We start from the raw sequence: 20,421 nt of genomic DNA on the forward strand, positions 1-20,421 counted from the left end.
GGCTTCACATCAAGGTGGTTTGCCATACCACTCCGGCAGTGAGCAAGTTTGGCTGTCGATCCGGGTTGGCTTTGTCTTTCATCCATTCCAGTCGCAGTCGCAACTTGTCGTTGTATTGCCAGTTCCAGGCACTACTCAAGCGCTGCGGATTGTGGCCGTTGTTGATCAAACCTGCCTCTTCGCCAAGGCTGGCGACCGCTGACCCTGTCAGGCGGTTAGTGAGGCTGAGGGTTTCATAACGCAGGCTGAGGCTGTGCTTGCCGAATACCAGGCGCGGTTCTAACAGAATACTGCGGTAGTCACTGTCCATCTCGATAGACTGGGTGCCATCCGCATCGCGAACGTCTCCATCTACCTGCATTTGCAGATACTCTGCAGTCAGGCTCAAACGGCGGTGATAGCCAAAGGTCCAGCCGGTTGCCGCGAACAGCCCGATGGCCTGGGTATCACCATCGAAATAACCATCAAAGGCCGTAGTGGTTGACGTGCTGTGGCTGTGTCCGCTGCTGGCTGAGCGGTCATCCTGACGGTTGTCTGCGTGGGCCATTAATGCCCAGCCCTGTAATTGCCAGTCGAGATTGAAGCCTTGGTGAGCGTGGCGCAGGTAGACGGCGTGTAGCCCGCCGCTACTGGCTGATGGGAAGGCACTGCCCTTGTAACTTTCAAGTCCGGCACTTAATCCCTTGTCTGCATCACCGGCCGCAATGCGTAGGCCGGAGTCCTGTACATGACCACCAAACAGGGCTGTGAAGCCAAGTGGGGCGAGACTGAAGTCTTCCGTTGAGGGATGTACGTGATTATGCGGAGAGAAGAACGCAAACATTTCTCCGGCCTCTGCATGTAGCGGAATATCATGCCATTGCCACTGTTGGCCTATGTAGGCGTTTTCCAGGCTAAGTTCACTGCCGTCGTGACTGCCCAGCTTAATCGCGCCATAACTTCCGCCATCTGCCAGGTACATGATTCGCAGCGACATTTCATCCAGCGACGTTCCCTGTTCATAGGCACTGGCATGGCCGCCCATTAACACTCCGGGAATCTGCCACACGGTTTTGCTGGCAATATCGTCATCTGACAGTTGATTTTGACTACGCGAGGAAGCAGCCAGAGCCAGGCTGGAAGACAGGCCACTTTTGTCTGGCTGGCTCTCATGGGCAAGGGTTTGGCTCGCAGTCGTGATCAGACAAATACTGGTAAGCAGGCCAAGCTGGTTGGATATAAGCCCTGTCCGGGTTTTCAGAAAGAAAGGCGCTGGCATTGGCTGGGTACTCCGGGGGTAGCAGGCGCGGGACGCGGGTTACCGTCGGCGTCTGGCCAGGGGTTGCTGTAAAGGACGTTGGTAACAAAGGCGCTATCGGTGAGGCTGCAGAGAAATGCCATCAAATCATCTGTTTCTGCTGCGGTGAGTGTGAATCCACGAATCAGCGGATCCTTGATACCTCGCTCTGTAGAATCACTGCGAATACCGCCAGCGGCATAATTGGCAATCACGCTGCGCAGATCTGGCTGTGAACCATCGTGCATGTAGGGAGCGGTGAGAGCGATATTCCGCAGGCTTGGGGTGCGGAACAGACCAAGCTCTTCCGCTTTGCCGGTGGCTTCATGTTTGCCGGTGTTGGGGTACAGATACGCCACGACGGCGGCATTGTTGTGAAAGCCATTGGCGTGTGAGCCGGTGAGGCTACTGATATGGGAGTCGGTCAGAAAGTGATTGGCCTGATGGCATTGTGAACACTTGAGTTCATCACTGCGGAACAGCGCCAGGCCACGTTGAGCGGAGCTGCTCAAGGCGTCATTGTCACCTTGAAGATAGTGGTCCCAGGGAGCGTCAAATGAGGTCATACCGCGCACAAAGGTGGCCAGTGCTGGTACCAGATGGCGAAGGTAGTTCCAGTTCTGCTGTGGCGTCGGGTACGCACTGGTGAGTAACCGCTGGTACACCGGATCGGCCAGAAGGGTGGCGAGAATCTGTTGTTGGTTATGTTCTTCCAGACCGTGCTCAAAGGGGGTATCGCCAAACATGGGAATCTGGATCTGGCGCTCCAGTGTGACGGTTACCGGGTTGGCCCAGTTGAGTGTGCCATACCAACCGGTGTTACCCAGTGCCTGAGCATTGCGTGGATGTACATCACCATAGGTGCCAGCCGGTTTGATACGGCCGTCACTGAAGCCTTTATCCTGATGATGGCAGCTTGCGCAGGCGATATTGCCTTTGGCAGATAACCTGGAGTCGTAAAACAGGTGACGACCGAGTTCAAATTTGGCTCGGGTCATCGGGTTGTTAGCGGGAATTAAAGGTGGTGCCACGCCAGCAGGCAGCTGCCATTCAAAGTCGCTGGCTTCCTCTCTGGTCTTATCCGGCTGCACCTGTGTTGTTGAAAATGGTGCTGTTGATGATGGTGCAGGCCCACATCCAGTCACTATGGAAAGCAGCATCAAGCCAGCTATTGCTAACGCTTGTTTCATAAATCGTCCCTGAGCGAATCTGCCTGTTGGCTCTAGTCCAGTTGGCATTGGGGGTTAACGGAGGCGTCGGCCAACGGGTTCTCAGTGACGCCAATCGGATTACCGTCCTCATCCGGCCACGGATTGCCATAGTCGGGATTACTGATGAAGGTTGTGTCTGTGAGGCTGCACAAAAAGGCCAACAAGTCGGTTTTCTCGTCATCAGTCAGGGTAAAGCCGGGGCTCAGATCGCCATCTACCGAGTAGTCACCCTGCTTGCCGCCTTGCGAATAGGTGTCGATGATGTCCGCCAGTGTCGCGTGACTTCCATCATGGGAATAGGGCGCTGTGAGTGCGATGTTGCGCAAACTCATGGTTCGAAACTGGCCAAAATGGCTGCTGTTTCCGGTGACTTCGTAAACACCTCTATTGGGCTCTTCATACACCAGTACCGAACCCGTGTTATGGAAGTTAGAAGTCGGGTAGTTCCAGGTTCGGTTCATGTGGTTGTCAGTCAATGTGAAATCATCCAGATGGCAGTGAGTGCACTCCAGCCGCTCGCTGGCGAATAGTGACAAGCCTCGTTTGGCTGATGCAGACAGGGCATCACTATCACCCAGTAAATACTGGTCAAATGGGGAATCAAATGACGTCAGCCCTCTTACGAAGCTGGCCAGTGCCGGAATCAGATGATCATCAAAATTCCATTGGCTGTTGGCATCTTCGTCCGGATAGGCCGCTATGAGTAACACCTGATAGGTGCTATCGGCGCGTACTTCGGATTCGATCAGTTCGATATTGTCATCAGTGATGCCGTGTTCCGGAATCGGGCTGGTATTGAACAGTGGGCCACGAATCTGCTCTTCCAGTGTGGTGACATCCGGTCTGGCCCAATTGAAGGTGGCAAACCAGCCGGTATTGCCTAATGACATGGCATTGCGTGGATGCATGTCACCATAGGTGCCGCTGGGGAACTGGTTGCCATCACTAAATGCCAGTTCCTGTTTGTGACAGCTGGCACAGGCGATATCACCGTTGGCTGACAAGCGAGTGTCGTAGAAAAGGTAACGGCCCAATTCGAATTTGGCGGACGTCATGGGGTTGTCATCCGGCTCTACCGGCAGTGGAATCGAAGCCGGAATATCCCAGTCATAGCTGCTGGCAGAGGCACCTTCATCATCCAGTGAGGTGCCACTGCTGCCGACGCAACCGGCCAGCAAACTGCAGCTGGCCAGCAGTAGAGCAGCCAGCTGGTGATAATGCGGATGAGATGAATCAGTCATTCAGGGTGCTGAAAATGACTTGCTCAATGGCGGTATCAAAATCGTCGCCCTGGGTTGCGTGTTGCAAACCCAGACGGGCAAAAATTTCGGCACATTCCGGATCTGTGGTGCCCGACATGCAGCCGGAAGCACTGCCTGCGTCGGCAGAAATATCATTACCTGCAAACAACGCTGCGATATCCACGGCAATCTGGCTACTGTCTGGATCAAAATCTGTCAGGCTGACTTCTGAGAGGTTTGGGGTATCACAGGAGCCGCCGGTTGGCGGCGCAGAACGGTTATCTGTGCCATCGTATTCATCGGCGTTGGTGCAGCCGGTCGCACCGAGGTGCACTGTCCAGGTTGAGGAGCTGCCAGTTGAGGTTGTCACACCACCGTCCGGGATCAGATCCATACGCAAATAGCGGTAGCCTGCCAGCCATTTCCAGCTCATGGATACTTCGGAAGACAATACGCCAGCCGTTTCCAGCTCGGCATGGTTAATATCGGCGGGTAGTCCCAGTTGATACTTCAGGCCTGTATAGCTGGTGCCACTGCTGTGTTCGTAGCTGCCGGTCACATCATTCCAGACGGCCTTCGAGGTACCTGTGCCACCGCAGGCGCTGGTGATGTCACGGAAGTCGACCAGTGCGATGCCTTGCTCCTGGCTTTCCTGGTCTTCGTCCAGCGTTACAGCAACTTCATCCCCTGTGCTGGTGACCAGCCGCACGTCTGAAATATAGAACGCCATATAGGCAATACTGGCATCGGTTGCTGCGGTACCAACACTGCTGAGTGTGGTGCTACAGATACTGTCGGTCACATCGACGGATGGTGTGACCGTGCTGTTGATCGCACGAAAATCCAGCGTGATTGAACGGGTTTCCGTGCTGGTGCCATCTGATGACGTGGTAGACGAATCTGAGCCGCAGCTGGCCAGTAAAATACTGGCAGCCAGCAGACTGAGTGGCATGGCCGTTCGTTGGAGCATTGTCATAGTCCTGTTTTCCTTGTTATTTCCCTGTAGGGGTGAGCAGAAGATGGTGAAAGAACCCGATGGAGCCGATGTTTTCAGTGTTGGTGGTGAGCATCGGCAGCGGCTATGCCGGCGTCGCGGGTCTGAATGCGTACTTCAACCGGAAATTCATCCAGACCTTCGAAGGTCAGCCAAAGCTGGAATGTTTCACCGTTACGCAGCTGGTCTTGCAGGCCAATCAGCATCAGGTGATAGCCTGAACCCGGTCGCATCAGCAGGGTTTCAGCAGGAGCGACATTGAGCTCATCAACGGCGCGCATGGTCATCTTGCCGTTGGCCATGGTCATGTAATGAATTTCGACCTGGTCGGCGACATGGCTGCGTGCCGACAGCAGCCGTAGCGGTTGTTTGGAAAGGTTGGTTATATCGAGATAGGCAGCCCCAGTGGGGGCTGACGGAGGCGTTTCAACAGCAAATGGATGGGCTATGCGTATGCCTGGTAACGTGTATTCATGGGCCTGGCTCGTCGAACAACAGAACAGCACCAGCAATATGAGCCAGCGAAACCTACGAGCGGTAAAAGTCGCCAGAGTTAAGCCTGAAGTGTGGCTGGAAAAAGAAAATTGCATAACCGGTATCCTTACTGATATGAAGGACATTAGGCCATGTTTTTAAAAGTTCCATAATGTGGCGAAGTGTCGCAAGAGTTTTATAGGGTTTAAGCCGTGTAATCTTTCCATGACTGGTAATATATTTTCCAGGGTCATTCGGAGAAGGGAATATTCGTACTGGATGGAGCAATACAATATAGATTTGGTTTACCTGGCTGACTCGCTCGATACATAAAGCTAAGGACAGGTCACCAGAAAAGGACTTCCCTGATTAGAGGGGAAGTCCATCAGCTACCATTATACGCTGCCAGAGCAGCATTAGAGTTCCTGTTCAGGTGAGAGATGGTGTCTAGTAAAACAAAGCGTTAATCGCTTTATGAACCGCATCAAAGAAAGGCAGGGTCAACAGCCCGGCAGCCATGAGGGTAAATATCGCGATAAACAGATAGCAGCCTGTTTGAAAAAGCAGGGGAACTTGTTGTCGAAACCCTTCAATTCCACGCTTTGCTATCAAACCAGGGAACACCAGACCCCACGCAAAAATGGATGTTCTAAGGTAGCGCCCTGGAGACCGCTGCATCATGATCAGCTCGCCTTTAGTGAAAAAAGGCTCTTGGAAGCAGGTACTTAGCAATTTCTCGGGGGTAAAGACGGTTAGAACAAACCATAGCGGGAGGATGGTCATAAATCCGAGGAATATGACCGCAAACACCAGCAGCGCGAGTGTTTCCTCCGTCATCTGCATACCTCATCAACGATCGTTCCACTGACAAGGTCGTAGTGCGATAGTTTATCTGAATAAATGGAGCGTGCGTATTTACCCGATGCGTAGCTTGCAGCAACGCTCCCTGCCGCAAGTGTCAATCCCATTGCCCATCCAACTGGATTCGATACCAGGAATAAGCCAATTGCAATGGAAGCTACAGTGCCGGTACTTGCTCCAACGATAGTTTCCACAAATATCTCGTTCTTTTCCTGCGTCGTGTTTGCATGATTGATAATCAGGGGGAGGTTCAGACATCAAGTGGCAGTAACTGCATCAAGCCCAAGTATATGAATAGCTCTGCCACGAGAACTTTCTGAGTCATTGCTTCATAACGTCAAAGCAAAAATGGCCATGGCTATCAGGCTGGCCATGCCTGAGGTGATCGACAGAGCCATCAGATAAGCACATAACCTGAACAGCAGCGGAGCATGATTGCGAATTTCCCTAATCCCTCGTTTCCTGATCAAGCTAGGAAATACCATTCCCCATACAAAGATGGCTGTTCTCATATGCCGTCCTGGTGATTGACTCATCACCACCAGCTCTCCGGGACTGAAATATGGCTCACGGAAAAACCGATCCAGAAAGGATTTTGGGGTGAATACTGTCAGGCCGAGCCACAGTGGGAGCAAGATGATAAAGCACAATATCTGACTCCCGAATAACAGCAAAAACAGGTCGCTGTCGCTCATCGACAAACGTCTCCGACAATACTGCTTGTCACGAAATCCGGTTGGGAACCCAGTTTGGTATAACCATAACGCGCTAGCTTGCCGGAACCATAACTCATGGCAGTGATGCCTGCGGCCAGGGTTAACCCCATCACCCAGCCGACCGGGTTGCTGATGAGAAAGAGTGCCAGAGCTCCAGACGCCGCTGTACCTGTGGTTGCCCCTACAATTGTTTCCACAAATATCTCGTTCTTTTCCTGCGTCGTGTTTGCATGAGCAATGTTGTAGCAACTCATTGCACCACCAGCAATGGTCAGCAACGGGCCGCCATTGGCGGCAACTTTGGACAATTTCCCCAAATGTGCCAGATGACGATCAATATTGGCGCTGGCTGGCAAAGCACGACTGCGGTTGATGCGAATGGCTTCGCGGGCTGTTTTGCCCTTCAGCAGCACTTTTTCCAGAGGACCCACTTTGTCCTTATAGAGTGCCAGGGATTGCTGGCGACGGTAGTTGTATTGGTTCTGGGTGATTTGCCCTTGCTTGTACGCTTTATAATCCAGATCGACCTGGCGAATAATCGCACTGTGTGCTTCTGAGGTCATGTTGCCCAGGGATGTCAGACCGACACCCGTGGTCAGACTGAGAAAGTCGTAGTTCTCCTGCAGCCAGCTCATGGCCCAGAAGGCTTCCTGCTCATTTGTGCCTGTCGGGAGATTGTTCTGGTATCGCTGCAGCATTGGCGCATAAAACGTTTGCTGACTCATCAGCTTGTCGGCGTTCAATGCGTCTTCAATCGTGCATTGGCCGGCTCTATGACCGTAATCTTCCGGGAATAACAGCAAGGTTTTGCCAGCATAGATGCGATTGGGGTTCTCCAGGCCACTATTGGTGGCCATGATGAGCTTCAGCAGCGTTTGATAACGAGGGCTGTTCATTGGCACACCGTAATAATTGAATATCACTCTGCCGAGTGTATCGCCCGGCTTGATTACATACACAATGGGCTGCATGGTATTGGCAAAGGAAGGATTACTAATCAAATTGGCGGCAGACAAGGGCATATCAACGTCCTGTTGTAAAAGTTGGACGGATGGTAGGTGATCTTCTGATGCTCTAAATAAACCTGTCTCTCAAACTGACAAAAGCTTGATGATAGTCTTGTTGTTATGTGCTCATTTTCTCACTGAGGCATATAACGACTGGACAGCTCCCCAGCGTTTTATGTGTCGCTATTCACCAATATTGGATAGCCAGGCCGGCGGTATCCATGGCTGTCAAAGTGCTGTTCAAAAAAGACCAGATCCATCTTTTACGCCTGATCCCGGATTCGACCTGTGTCACTTCGTCCAGGCAATCACAAACAACCAAAACGACCATCAAGTGAACAGACATTCATTCAGGGTATGAACGTCTGTTGGAAATGGTATTAGAAGGTATGCCTGGATCTTTTGTAGTCTCGACTCAAAGTCATTCTCTTGTAGATATCTGTCATTGAATTGAGCAATTCGTCAAAGTCAGATAGCTCAGGAACGCTGGAATTATTATGCATAACAATAAGAAGATCGCTCTGGTCGTGGGTGCCACAGGTGCATTTGGTCAGAAAATTATTTCTCGTCTGCTCGATGAAGGGCTTCAGGTCATCGCCGTTGCCCGCACCGCTGCGGCGCTTGCTGAGTTGGCAGCTCAGCATGACGGCCTTGCAACCTGCGTGGCTGATATCTCTGATGACTCCTCAATTGAAGCCATTCGCCAGTCGATCACAGGCCCTGTAAAAATGGTTGTTCATGGTCCGGGTGTCGGAGTGGCTGGCGGTATTCTAGATGCGCCAACCGCAACCATGGTTGATGCGGTAAACATCAAGGTTGGGGGATTTATGCGGCTTTGCCGGGCAGTGGATGAATTCCTCGAAGAAGGTTCCAGACTGGTCGCTATCGCGGGCCATTATGGGCTGGAGCCAACGGCTTATGCGGCGTCGGCAGGGGTTGCCAATGCGGCGCTGTTTAATGTCGTGCGGCAGTTCAGTCTGGCGTTGGGGCATCGCGGGGTGACCGCTCATACGATTGCGCCAGGTCCGGCTGATACCGAGCGTTTGCATCGCGTAGCCGAAGCGCGTGCGCTACAACGAGGTGTGTCGCTGCAGCAGGTGCTGGATGAGATGAAGTCAGACTCATCCATTGGCGCCTTTACCACGCCGGAGCAAGTGGCCTGGAGTATTGCCATGTTGTTGGCCCCAGAAGCCAGCAGCATGACCGGGTCGACGCTGATGCTTGATAGTGGTCGGCGTCGCGGTTTGCCATAGGATTTCGAGCCGCTTCACTTTCTCTCGATCGATAACAATAACAAGAGAATCTGCCATGCCTGTTGTTAGCTTTAATGTGCCTGAAGCCGGGATGTCTCGTGAGCGCGGGCAACAACTTTGCCGGCGTGCCTGTGAAATATTTGCCTCTGTGCTGACAGCGCCTGTTGAACGTATTCGGGCCTATATTCAGGTGTTTCCTGAATGGGCCGCGGCCTCTGGCAATGAAGCCGGGGCAGCCCCCTTTTATCAGTTTTATGTATTGGCCGATCGATCACCGGAACAGGTGGCTGAACTGCATCGGCGTTTTACCGTGTTGTTGGCAGAAGTTCTGGGTATTGAATCAAGAGTGATTCGTGGGGCCTGCATTCGGGTCGAGCCCGAAGATTGGGGAATTGCCGGTGGTCTGGCCAGCGATGCGCGCAAGACCGAAATTGCTACACGGCGAGTCTCCTCCTGATACCTGCAGGGTATGACACTGGGTGTTAAATAGTATTAGAGGGCATTGCTCAAGGTTGGTACCTTGAAATGATCCCCAAAGTGTTTGACGGCGTTACGGGCCTTGTAAACCGGACGCTGCTCGGACATCCACCTCGATCAATAATAAAAAGCGAGGGACAAGATGAAACATGCAATTCGTATCGCAGGCCAGGAAGGCGTTTTCTGGTGTGATGAAAACGACTCCATTCTCAGTGGCCTGATGAAAAGCAACTCCCGTGGCATTCAGTTTGGCTGCCGGGGCGGTGGCTGCGGTGTCTGTAAAGTGCAGATTCTGTCGGGCAGTTTTGAGACTCGTTGTATGTCCGGCAGCCAGGTTACTGCTGTAGATCGTCAGGAGAACAAACTGCTGGCCTGCCGGGTATATCCTCGCAGCAATATCGAATTGATTGTTATCGGCAAGGTTATCAAGCGCTGCCAGTCGGCGGCCTGATATCTGGCCGCTTATAGCGGCCATTTCATAATTTTAATAATAACCATAAATGTCCGTTCGCCGGGCAGGGGTCCCCTGTGTCTGACGACGGCATATCGGCAGTATTTACTGGCGGATTTTATATGAAAGCAAAACTATTCCGGTGTAAGTCACTGGCGGCTTTGCCGTTGCTGATATCGCTGACTGGCTGTGAAGCGCGGCTGGATCTTGAGGGGGTCGAAAAGACCCTGGCTGAAGCCGTTCGTCGCACGGATCAATGGCAGGCGATTGCCGCTAACGACCAGACGCTGGTCGTCGTTGGTCAGGCAGGCATTCTGCTGACGGCAGAGCGTTCAACCAACCCACAATGGCGACGCCAGCAATTGCCAACGGCGGCACCGCTGGTTGATGTCGTCAGCTGCGGCGATGGATGGCTGGCAATACTGGCAGCAGACCGCACTGTGTGGCTATCCCGCGATAACGGCGCTGAATGGCAGCCACACGGTGTCGATACCCAGGAGAGTTTGCTGACCATTACCTGCGCTCCCGACAACTCTCTGTGGCTGGGAGGCAGTTTCTCTACCTTGCTGAACAGTACCGATGGTGGGCAGCAGTGGCAGCAGAACGCCATTGGCGAAGATGCCCAGATCACCGCAATCCAGTTTCTGGATAGCGATATCGCCTACGCCGTGGGGGAGTTTGGTCTGGTTGCCAGAAGCGACGATGGTGGCAGCAACTGGCGTGTCGTCAATTATATGCCGGATGAATTCTATCCCCAGAGCCTCTGGTTCCGGACGCCGGATCAAGGCTGGGTGACCGGCCTGACAGGCACAGTGCTGCGTACCGATGATGGAGGCCAGAGCTGGGTCACCGAGGAAACCCCAACCAGTATGCCGCTCTATCAGGTAGGCGGTATTTCAACAGCCTCAACTAACGATCGTTATGTGCTGGGTGACAACAGCACCTTGTTGCTGGGTCGCGGCCAACAGGATTCCGGCTGGCGTTTCTCGATGGTCAGCCCATCGCCAATGTTTCTGGCGGATGCGATTCAAATTGATAACACCTTGCTGGTGGTTGGCGGCGGTGGCGCTATTTACGACCTCGATCTGAATACGCAAGCGGCGGCCAGCCAGGTTACCAATGTTGTTGCAGATGTTGTTGCAGAGGGAGGCCTATAAATGGACAAGCATTCTGCCAAGGCACACCGCGCTACCCACTGGCTGCACTTGCTGGAGGTCTCTGCGTTTCGTCATCCGAAAGTGATTCTGGGGTTTATTGCTGCGCTAACGGTGTTTTTTGCACTGCAAATTCCCGCGGTGAAAATGTACTCCGATTTTGCCGATCTGTTGCCGCAGTCACACCCATACATTGAGCTGCATAACCGTATCAAGGGCAGCTTTGGTGGTGCCAACGTGATTATTATCGGTGTTGAAGTGGAGCAGGGCTCCATCTTCACCAATGAAGCGCTGGAGAAAATCCACAAGGTTACCCAGGCCGTCGACAGCTTGCCCGGCGTCAACCATAACCTGGTGTCCAGTGTGACCCATCGTAATTCACGCAAGGTCTGGATGACGCCCGAGGGGAACGTCAACTCAGAGTCCTATTACGATCCGCAGGGTGGCGAAATGAGCCGCGCCGGACTAGCCGCACTGGAAAAGGACGTCCTGGCAGATCCTCGTGTCTATGGCCCGTTAGTCAGCCCGGACAAGCGCATGGCGCTGGTGAAAGCACAACTGGTTGAGGGCAAGCTCGATTACGTCGCTACCTTCAATCAGATTCAGCAGATGCGAGAAGCGCTGGCGGCCGATGGTTTCAGGATTCATGCAACGGGTCAGCCGATGTTGGTGGGTTGGGCCTATCAGTACCTGGATCAAATCATCGAGATCTTCCTGTTTACAGCGCTGATCATGATCGCCTTGCTGGTGTTCTACTTCCGCAAGACCTATGGCGTGTTAATTCCGCTGGGTGGTGTGATTGTCTCGACCATCTGGGGCATCGGTATCATCTCGTTGTTTGGCTATAACCTGGACCCGCTGGGTCTGGTGATACCGTTCCTGATTTCAGCCCGGGCGATGTCACATGGCATCCAGATTGTTGAACGCTATTACCTTGAAATTAATGTGCTGGAACAGCAGCCGGATACTGCCGGAGCGTCAGATAACCACCAAACGGCGGCGCGACGGACATTTGAAAGCCTGTTTCGTCCAGGGTCTCTGGGCGTGGTTTCCGACGCCATCGGTTTGCTGCTGATTGCTGTTGGCTCGATTCCGCTAAACACCAAACTGGCGCACTACGCGTCGCTGTGGGCGCTCAGCATCATCCTTACCGTATTGCTGGCGGTACCACTGTTGCTGTCGGTGTTGCCACGTCCGCGCAACACCGAGATGAAAGACAATTTTTTCCGCAGTGTGGGTTACTTCTGTGCCGACATAATCAGCAATGACAAGCGTGCCCGTGGTGCTTTATTGATAGCAGCGGCGTTGCTGGTGGGCGGCTGGTATGCCTCCTCGAAAGTGGTAATCGGTGAATCCGAACCTGGCTCACCGATCCTGTATCAGGACCACGATTACAACGTTTCGTCGACGGCAGTGAACGACAGCTTCCCGGGCTCGGAAGAGTTGTACATCGTGGCGGAGACGGCAGCAAAGGGTGGCATCAAGCGGCCGGAAGTACTGGCCGCGCTGGCCGACCTGCAGCGCCATATGCTGCTCGACCCGGAAGTGGGCGGGGCCAAGGGAATTCCCGATCTGATCGTGCAGGTAAATCGTTTGCTGCATAACGACGATCCGCGCTGGATGATCATCCCGGAAGACGATCAGTACGTTGGTGGCCTGATGTTCACCTACATGATGTCGAACCCGATTCCTGGCGCCCTGAATGAGTTTGTCGATACCGACGAGCGGATGGCCAATCTGGTGTTCTACTACAAGGACCATCAGGGCGAGACCATCCGGCGTGCCATCTACATGGCCAAGCAATGGATTGCCGAACACGGTAACGATGTCGATGGACTGAGCATTCATCTGGCTGGCGGTACCATCGGTGTAACGGCAGCGATGAACGAGGCTGCCTACGAAACCAACCTGTGGGTACTGCCACTGGTATTCGTACTGATTTTCCTGTTCGTGACCTTCTTCTACAGCTCACTGGCGGCAGGCACCATGATGTTTATGGCGATGCTGTTCGCCACCACGCTGACCTACGCCTGGATGGGCGTAACCGGCATGGGCATCAATATCAACACCGTGCCGATCATTGCGGTTGGTGTCGGTGTCGGCATCGATTATTCGATCTACATGATGGACCGTATTCGCAGCGAAATGGTGATTCACCGGAATCTCGCAGCGGCGGTCAGTAACGCCATTCGAACTACCGGACTGGCGGTGAGCTTCACCGCGATCACCCTGATCGCCGGCATTGTGATGTGGGTGATTCTGTCTGACCTGCGCTTCCAGGCCGATGCCGCTGTGCTGCTGATTGTGATGGTGGTGCTCAACGGTGCGGCTGCGATGTTGCTGGTACCCAGCTGGGTACTGGTGTTCAAACCCGGGTTTATCTGCGCGGCTTATGAAGACGAGGATGGAGTGATCCATGCCGACTCCGAGCCTGCCAGGCCAAACCCGCAGGCGGCTACCTGAGTGTAGCGGCCGCAGTGGCCAGCCCGGCTGGCCGCTGCCTCGATCATGTTCCAACAATCGTTCCGACAATAACAATAACCCGGAGTTAACTATGAGAGCTGGAAATTCCAACCTGTTGCCCCACGCCCTCGGGCTGGCGGTCGCACTTGGCAGCCTGTCCATGACGGCCAGCGCGGCGGATACCTCGATTCACGGCTTTGCCGAAAACGCTACCTACTTCCGTGACGGGGTGGGGCTGTCGAAGTTTCGCAACACTGGTCAGCTGGAAATTCTCAAACCGCTGGAGACCAGTGGTGGTGGTTGGTACAACGTCAGCGTCAATGCTGTACTGCGTGCAACTTATGATGGCGTATATGACCTCAATGACGAGGAGTTTGGTGAAGATGCCCAGCAGCAATATCTGGGCTCCAACTGGCACCCGAACGAAGATGTATCGAACCAGGCCCTGACCCCGGGCGTTCCGGTACCTTGTGAAAACGATCCAACCCTGTGTAACAACCTCAGTGGTTACATGGATGAAGATAGCAACGACCTGCGGACGCCGGATTTCAACGACGAATGGGACTTCGTCCGGGAGCTCTACATTGACGCCAGTCGTAACGTCGGAGACGACCAGCTGTCGATCCGGCTGGGCAAGCAACAGGTCGTTTGGGGGCGGACAGACCTGTTCCGGGTGCTGGATACCATCAACCCGGTGGATTATTCACGCCACAATATCTACGACGAGCTGGAAGACATCCGTATTCCCCAATGGATGCTGAAGGCTGACCTGTTGATGGGGCCGAACGAAGTCTTCGACGACATGAACTTCCAGCTGGTCTGGAATTTCGACAAGTTCCGCCCTAACAATCTGGGCACCTGTGGCCAGAGTTATTCCATCGTTGATGCGGGCTGTTTCTTCTCTTCCTACATTGGGTTTCCAGATAGCTTCCCAGTGGCGGATTACGCTGGCAGCCTGATTCCGATTATCCACGACGTCAAACTGCCAGAGCATAGCCTGCAAAACACCCAGATTGGTCTGAAGTGGGAAGGCGTCTACGGTGATGCCACATTCTCCCTGAATACCCTGCGTTACCGTCAGCAAATGCCATCACTGCACTACCGCGCCGGGGCAGTCCCAGGATTGCCAGCGCTGGACGGCGTGTTTGATATCCACTTCCCGCAGGTCAACCTGTTTGGCGGATCGCTCGACTACTACGACATGACCACCGATGCCACCTGGCGTATCGAAGCCGCTTACACCAATGGCGAAGAGCTGGCTCGCGATACCGATGGCCACAAACAAACGGACATGGCGCGTTACGTCATTGGCTTCGACAAGAACCTGATGATTCCGGCGCTGGGTTCTACCAGCGCCTTCCTGCTGTCGGCGCAGGTCTTCGGTCAGCATGTGCTGGAACACGAAAGCGATATGCCGGATGCCGAGAAAAACTGGACCGGCACACTGCTGTTCAAGGGGTTCTACATGCACAACCGTTTGAGCCCTCAGCTGGTACTGGCGCACGACGTCAAGGCCGCTGCAACAGCGATCGCTCCGAGCATTTCATTCCAGCCGGATAACCACTGGCTGTTCAACTTCGGCTTCAACGTCAAGGAAGGCGGTAACAAGAAATTCCCGTGGTCGGTTGCCGCCGCCAATGGCGACAGCAGTGGACAGTGGGAACCGCTGGCACGTTTTACCAACGGCCCGATTGGCGTTGCCAACCAGGAAGACGAGGTTCAGCTGACCATCCGTTACGGCTTCTGATGAAGCCGCTGGTCAGTTGAAAACCAGAATATTCAGGACAGTTAGTCAGGGCAGCTATTCAGGAAGACTGTAAGAAAGCTGCCCGGACAAACGATCCAAACGAGCTATTAAAAACGACGTTCAATAACAAGAACAAAGGACATGCACTATGAAACCAGCCATTGTTGCACTGGCCCTGGCGGCCGGTATCAGCACTGCAACGCAGGCGTTGCCTGTGACCGAAGCCCAGATTCAGGCTTCATTCTTTCCCTACCAAACCGAGTCGGTGCCACAGGTGCCCGAGCTGGCTCCGGGCAGCGTGATCAACGCCGGTAACGTTGACAAGGTGATGGCTTATCTTGATCCGGCCATGTACCAGTTTGTGAAAAACGGTGACTATGAGATCACGGTTGGTGAAACCACGTCGTTTGGTTTGCATCAGTCCTACATCGATGCGACCCGCAAATACGCCAGTCAGGCCGAGCTGGGCGCAAAAACCGGTGAAATTACAGCCCCGGGGGCTGGTCGGCCATTCCCGCAGGAGCCATCCATGGACGATCCCCGGGCTGGTGAAAAGCTGGCGTGGAACTACAAATACGGCTACAACTGGGGTGACTCTGCCGCCATCATGCCGTTCTACTGGTACATGAAAGACATGGAGTCCGGCAAGGTCGAACGGACCTTCAAGTTCAACTTCAATTTCCTCAACTATTCCCGTCGTACGGCCCAGGACCCGGTGCCCGAAATCAGTCCCAACCCGTCTGAATTGTTCCGTGGCACCTACGCCATGGTGCTGGAACCGTTTGACGTGAAGGACACCCAGCTGCTGATTCACAAGTTCCAGAACGATGTGAAAAACGACAACGCCTATCTGTATCTGGGCTTCCAGCGCCGTGTTCGGCGTCTGTCGTCAGGCCAGACGACCGATGCTTTCCTCGGTACTGACATCATGATTGAAGACTTTGAAGGCTATGGTGGCCGCATCAGTGATATGAAGTGGACCTACAAGGGCACCAAGTGGTTGTTGTCACCTATGTACAACCACAATGACATGGCGCTGGCCAGCGAACCGGTGGAAAGCGATGGTTACCAATTTGTGGACTTTACCGGTACCGGAACCTGTTTCCCGAAAATCACCTGGCAGTTGCGCAAGACCTACGTGCTGTGGTCGGAGCCGGTGGACCCCAACCATCCGGTTGGCCGTCGCGAACACTATGTCGATGCCCAGACCTTTATCATTCCACGCAACATCACCTATGACCGCAATGGTGCCATGTGGAAGACCTTCACCATTGGTCAGTCTCACCCGGATCATCATCTGCCACAGAACAAGGGCAAGGGCGTCGCGATTGATGACTCTTTCTCGATGGTGGATATGCAGGCCAATCACTGCACCACAGGTCAGTTCAAGGGCATTATTGATCCGAAGCTGAGCCCTGAGTCCCGCTTCACCGTTCAGAACATGCGTGCCAGCGGCCGCTGATAAAACGGCAGCCAGCGTATTTCTGCGATGGCTGCCGCCATTCTCCGGCAGTGCCAGCACTGTCTGACGGACTGACACCTTTGCGTGCAGTCCGTTTGCCCGCCTCCAACTACCGAGACCTGATCGATGAACAAGAACAACATCAAAGCCAGGACTTCGACTGCCTGGCTCGCGATCCCCTTGTGTCTGTTACTGCTTGGCGGTTGGCCAGACCGGCTGATAGCCCGGGCGGCTGCCGAACAACCCTTGTTAATTGGAATGACCTATCCCAACACCGGCCGTTATCGCCAGACCGGCATCGACCAGGCCCGTGGGGCCTTGTTAGCGATTGATGAAATTAACGCCAGTGGTGGCATCAATGGACGCATGCTGCAATTGCAACCGGGCGGTAAGGGACGCCAGGGAACCGAGCAACAGCAAGTCGATGAGCTGGTGGAAGCTGGCGTCGCAATGGCTTTTGGTGGCTCCCTGACGCCGGAGGTGACCGCCCGCGCGGCGGCCAGCCATCAGTTGCTGTATTTCGATACCCATTTTCATTCGCCGTCGGAACGGATTCGGGACCCGCTGGTGTTTTACGAAGCAACGGATTCCTGGATGGCCGCCAAGGCACTGGCTTTTTATATCAATCAGCAACTTCGTGGTCGCAAGCTGTATTACGTCAGCAGTGACAATCAATGGGGGGCGATGAGCGAAGGCATTCTGCGGCGCTTTATCAGCAGCACGGAGGTTGCTGGCAGCAATCGCTCAATGACCCGTTTCCCCAATCCCCGACGGCGTGAATTCCAGCAGGCATTTGAGCAGGCCCTCGCGCAGGGAGCCAAGGTGCTGGTGCTGGTTCAGTCCGGTGATGATCTCGCCAAAGCCTTGCAAATCGCGCAGGAAATGAATCTGCAGGGCAGCATGACACTGGTGGCACCGAATATATCGCTGGCAGTGGCCAGGGCGGTCGGTGCCGAAGGACTGGAAGGGGTGATTGCGACCGTGCCATGGAGCTGGCAGGTCGCCCGAGACTACCACTATCAGGCAGGAGAGGCTTTTACGGCGCATTTTCTGGAGCGCTTTCAGACACATCCTTCCGCTTCGGCGGCCTCTGCCTGGAGTGTTGTCTGGCAGTACGCGCTGGCTGCCCGGGATCTGGGGAGCACGGACGCGAAACGGCTTGCCCACTATTTGAGGGGCAAAAACTACACTGCCCTGAAAGATCCACAACGCTGGCGCGAGCTGGATCAGATCAGTGTGCAATCGATGTACGTGGTGCAAGGCAAGTCCCGGGAACAGGTGCTGCAGGGTGCTTTGCGTGAAGACTACTTCCGGGTGGTTTCTGATGTGCCTGGGCAGGTACTGGTACTGACAGAAGAAGAGTTAAGGAACAAGGTCTGGCAACAACAGTTATCTCAGGAACAGCTGGCGCAGGAGCAGGACTGAAGCCCAAAAAGCCGATCAGCGCAGAGCTGATCGGCTTTTGAGCGTTGGCCCCTCGAATCTGACGGGTTTCCAGAGCTTATTGTGGCAGCTGCTCTTTCTCGATCAGGGCAGCCAGACGGCGGCGAACCTTTACAGCGGCAATGTCGGATGGCAGCAGCACCGGCTTCAAGCCGAACAGATCGTTGGTGCCCATTTCCTGCTGCACTGCGTCGACGACCGGGCCGTCTTCGGTAACAAAGGCTTCGTGCATGTTCGCGATCTTCATCTGGTTGAATTCGGCATCGTCTTCCAGATGGTTACGACGGGTGCCAAAGAAATAGTGGGTGGTGGTGGCTGTCTCTGGTGTGCAGGTGTGGAGGTCGTACTGACCAACACAATGTTTGAGATCCAGCGGGGACTGGTCGTCCTGGGTACAGCCTACCGACAGCTGGATATTGGCCGGTGCTGACCAGTGGATTTCGATGAAGTGGCGGGCGCTGGCATCTGGCGCTGGCAGAAACTGGTTAAGAATCAGCAGCGCTGGCGTTTGTTGCCACTCCCAGCGAGCGCTGACGTTTTCCTCGCTGTCTGTGATCGCTGGGGTTTGTGGCGATAGCTGACCGCGGGTGGTGATGATTTCGCCATGCAGGTGATCGATATGGCTGAGGTCCATGACGTTATCGTTAATCAGCTCGTAGTTGCACTGGCGATACATGTAGGTGTAGCCAACGCCGTTGGGATGGCCGTCGACTAACGGGCCGTAGTCGGGAATATCATCCGGATTGGCCGTTTCATCGCCCATCCAGATCCACAGGAAGCCGTAGCGCTCAACCAGTGGATAGGACTGAATACGTGCCGCTGCCGGAATGTGCTGGTTGCCATGGGGATTGTGGTCACACTCGCCGGAGCAGTTAAAACTGAGGCCATGATAGAGACAGACGACGCTGTCACCGTTGCGCTTGCCCATCGACAGCGGCACAAAACGATGTGGGCAGCGGTCTCGAAGGGCGACTGCGGTACCGTCCTGGCGACGGAAGATCATCACGCCGGTATCGAGCAAGGTGCGGCTGAACAGGTTTTCACCATCGACTTCACTGGACAGTGCCGCAACATACCAGGCGTTCAGGGGATAGGGACGGTTTGCAGGAGTTGTTGTTGTCATTGTTATATCTCGCAATTGAGGTTGGTTTTGTGAAAGCGCCAGCCAGGCGGCTGGCGGGGACGGGCAACAGGCTAGAGATCGACGACCAGGCGTCGGCTATGGGATCGTGAGCAGCACGGCGTGAAACGTTCGTTAGCTGCTTTTTCCGCCTCACTCTGGAAGTAGTCACGGTGGTCTGGCAGACCATCGACAACGGCGGTCAGGCAGGAGCCGCAGATTCCCTGCTCGCAGGACAATTCAACCGGAATACCGGCGGCTTGCATGGCGTTGGCTGCACTCTGGGTGGCAGCCACTGGAATGACCTGTCCACTGCTGGCAATGACGATTTCAAAGTCGTTATTTGGTGTTGTGCTGCCTTGAACTGAACTGGAAGCAGCGTCAGACCCGGCTGACGCTACTGCAAACTGCTCGAAGTGAATCTGGCTGGCGGGCCAACCAGCTTCCAGGGCGCTGGCATTGACGGCCTTGATCAATCCACCAGGGCCGCAAACGTACAATTGGCGGTGCTCGTGATGAACCAGCAGTGAGCTTAACGGCAGCGCCTCCGTAGTCGGGTCGTCGTCGATGTGCAGCACCACGGAATTGCTCAGCGGTGGCTGCTGGAGCAGCTCTGTAAAAGCCTGGCGGTCACGGCTTCGGACACAATAGTGCAACTCGAAGGACTGGCCTCGCCGCTGAAGTTCTTCGGCCATGCAGAGAATGGGCGTAATGCCGATTCCACCGGCGATCAGGACATGATGTTGGCCGTCATGCAGCGGAAACAGATTACGTGGCTGGCTGAGCATCAGATCGGCCCCCACCGGCAACTGGTGTATGGCTGCTGAGCCACCTCGGCTGTGCGGATCGAGCAATACTCCCAGCTGGTAATAACGGCGGTCGGTAGGTGAGTTACACAGCGAATACTGACGGATCAAACCGTTGGGTAAATGCAGGTCAACGTGGGCACCGGCTTCGAACGCTGGCATCAACTGATGGTCTGGTCTAACCAGCGTTAGTAAAACAATGTCGGTGGCGATCACGGTTTTCTGCTGCAGACGAACAGGGAACAGGGTAGTTGTCATGTTCGGC

Annotated in this window: 18 protein-coding genes; 8 read left to right on the forward strand and 10 right to left on the reverse strand. The window is 54.5% G+C overall.

Annotated elements, in window-relative coordinates:
* Window positions 1-4: 4 nt before the first annotated feature.
* The 8 genes from K6123_RS09550 to K6123_RS09585 all read right to left on the reverse strand — a co-directional run bounded on the left by K6123_RS09550 (window position 5) and on the right by K6123_RS09585 (window position 7,795).
* A complete protein-coding gene (locus K6123_RS09550) occupies window positions 5-1,258 on the reverse strand; it encodes a hypothetical protein (RefSeq protein WP_221797079.1) in 1,254 nt (417 codons plus the stop codon).
* Window positions 1,237-2,466 carry a cytochrome c peroxidase gene (locus tag K6123_RS09555; protein ID WP_221797081.1) on the reverse strand — a complete coding sequence of 410 codons (1,230 nt, stop codon included), beginning with the start codon at window positions 2,464-2,466 and terminating at the stop codon, window positions 1,237-1,239. Before K6123_RS09555 ends, K6123_RS09550 begins: the two co-directional genes overlap by 22 nt.
* Window positions 2,467-2,498: 32 nt before the next feature.
* Window positions 2,499-3,728 carry a cytochrome c peroxidase gene (locus tag K6123_RS09560; protein WP_221797083.1) on the reverse strand — a complete coding sequence of 410 codons (1,230 nt, stop codon included), beginning with the start codon at window positions 3,726-3,728 and terminating at the stop codon, window positions 2,499-2,501.
* Window positions 3,721-4,698, reverse strand: a complete 978-nt coding sequence (locus K6123_RS09565; protein WP_221797085.1) for an MbnP family copper-binding protein — start codon at window positions 4,696-4,698, stop codon at window positions 3,721-3,723. The genes K6123_RS09560 and K6123_RS09565 overlap by 8 nt, the downstream gene beginning before the upstream one ends.
* An 80-nt stretch (window positions 4,699-4,778) precedes the next feature.
* Window positions 4,779-5,312, reverse strand: coding sequence for a copper chaperone PCu(A)C (locus K6123_RS09570; RefSeq protein ID WP_221797087.1), 534 nt, complete (start codon window positions 5,310-5,312; stop codon window positions 4,779-4,781).
* A gap of 331 nt (window positions 5,313-5,643) precedes the next feature.
* Window positions 5,644-6,033, reverse strand: a complete 390-nt coding sequence (locus K6123_RS09575) for a hypothetical protein (protein WP_221797089.1) — start codon at window positions 6,031-6,033, stop codon at window positions 5,644-5,646.
* Window positions 6,034-6,386: 353 nt separating this feature from the next.
* Window positions 6,387-6,752 carry a hypothetical protein gene (locus tag K6123_RS09580; RefSeq protein ID WP_221797091.1) on the reverse strand — a complete coding sequence of 122 codons (366 nt, stop codon included), beginning with the start codon at window positions 6,750-6,752 and terminating at the stop codon, window positions 6,387-6,389.
* A complete protein-coding gene (locus tag K6123_RS09585) occupies window positions 6,749-7,795 on the reverse strand; it encodes a LysM peptidoglycan-binding domain-containing protein (protein ID WP_221797092.1) in 1,047 nt (348 codons plus the stop codon). The genes K6123_RS09580 and K6123_RS09585 overlap by 4 nt, the downstream gene beginning before the upstream one ends.
* Window positions 7,796-8,277: 482 nt before the next feature.
* On the opposite strand from K6123_RS09585, the gene K6123_RS09590 reads away from it, so the two are divergent.
* The 8 genes from K6123_RS09590 (at window position 8,278) to K6123_RS09625 (ending at window position 18,212) form a co-directional block, all read left to right on the forward strand.
* Window positions 8,278-9,033, forward strand: a complete 756-nt coding sequence (locus tag K6123_RS09590) for an SDR family oxidoreductase (protein ID WP_221797095.1) — start codon at window positions 8,278-8,280, stop codon at window positions 9,031-9,033.
* A gap of 55 nt (window positions 9,034-9,088) precedes the next feature.
* Window positions 9,089-9,490 (forward strand): tautomerase family protein, encoded by a 402-nt coding sequence (locus K6123_RS09595; RefSeq protein ID WP_221797097.1) that lies wholly within the window; start codon window positions 9,089-9,091, stop codon window positions 9,488-9,490.
* A 162-nt stretch (window positions 9,491-9,652) separates the two neighbouring features.
* On the forward strand, window positions 9,653-9,961 hold the full coding sequence (locus tag K6123_RS09600; RefSeq protein ID WP_221797099.1) for a 2Fe-2S iron-sulfur cluster-binding protein: 309 nt from the start codon (window positions 9,653-9,655) through the stop codon (window positions 9,959-9,961).
* A 122-nt stretch (window positions 9,962-10,083) separates the two neighbouring features.
* Window positions 10,084-11,118, forward strand: a complete 1,035-nt coding sequence (locus tag K6123_RS09605; RefSeq protein WP_221797101.1) for a WD40/YVTN/BNR-like repeat-containing protein — start codon at window positions 10,084-10,086, stop codon at window positions 11,116-11,118.
* A complete protein-coding gene (locus K6123_RS09610) occupies window positions 11,119-13,578 on the forward strand; it encodes an efflux RND transporter permease subunit (RefSeq protein WP_221797103.1) in 2,460 nt (819 codons plus the stop codon). It begins immediately after the preceding gene.
* 91 nt (window positions 13,579-13,669) lie between these two features.
* The gene (locus tag K6123_RS09615) at window positions 13,670-15,325 is read left to right on the forward strand and encodes a DUF1302 family protein (protein WP_221797105.1); all 1,656 of its coding nucleotides are present in this window, start codon (window positions 13,670-13,672) and stop codon (window positions 15,323-15,325) included.
* A 148-nt stretch (window positions 15,326-15,473) separates the two neighbouring features.
* Window positions 15,474-16,787: a DUF1329 domain-containing protein gene (locus K6123_RS09620; protein ID WP_221797107.1), complete on the forward strand. Its 1,314-nt coding sequence runs from the start codon at window positions 15,474-15,476 to the stop codon at window positions 16,785-16,787.
* A 126-nt stretch (window positions 16,788-16,913) separates the two neighbouring features.
* A complete protein-coding gene (locus K6123_RS09625; protein ID WP_221797109.1) occupies window positions 16,914-18,212 on the forward strand; it encodes an ABC transporter substrate-binding protein in 1,299 nt (432 codons plus the stop codon).
* 76 nt (window positions 18,213-18,288) lie between these two features.
* On the opposite strand, the gene K6123_RS09630 is transcribed toward K6123_RS09625, so the two are convergent.
* Window positions 18,289-19,353, reverse strand: coding sequence for an aromatic ring-hydroxylating oxygenase subunit alpha (locus K6123_RS09630; protein WP_221797111.1), 1,065 nt, complete (start codon window positions 19,351-19,353; stop codon window positions 18,289-18,291).
* 71 nt (window positions 19,354-19,424) lie between these two features.
* On the reverse strand, window positions 19,425-20,414 hold the full coding sequence (locus tag K6123_RS09635; RefSeq protein ID WP_221797113.1) for a PDR/VanB family oxidoreductase: 990 nt from the start codon (window positions 20,412-20,414) through the stop codon (window positions 19,425-19,427).
* Window positions 20,415-20,421 lie beyond the last annotated feature (7 nt).

Source organism: Oceanobacter mangrovi, from assembly GCF_019740315.1.
GTDB classification, from domain to species: Bacteria; Pseudomonadota; Gammaproteobacteria; order Pseudomonadales; family Oceanobacteraceae; genus Oceanobacter; species Oceanobacter mangrovi.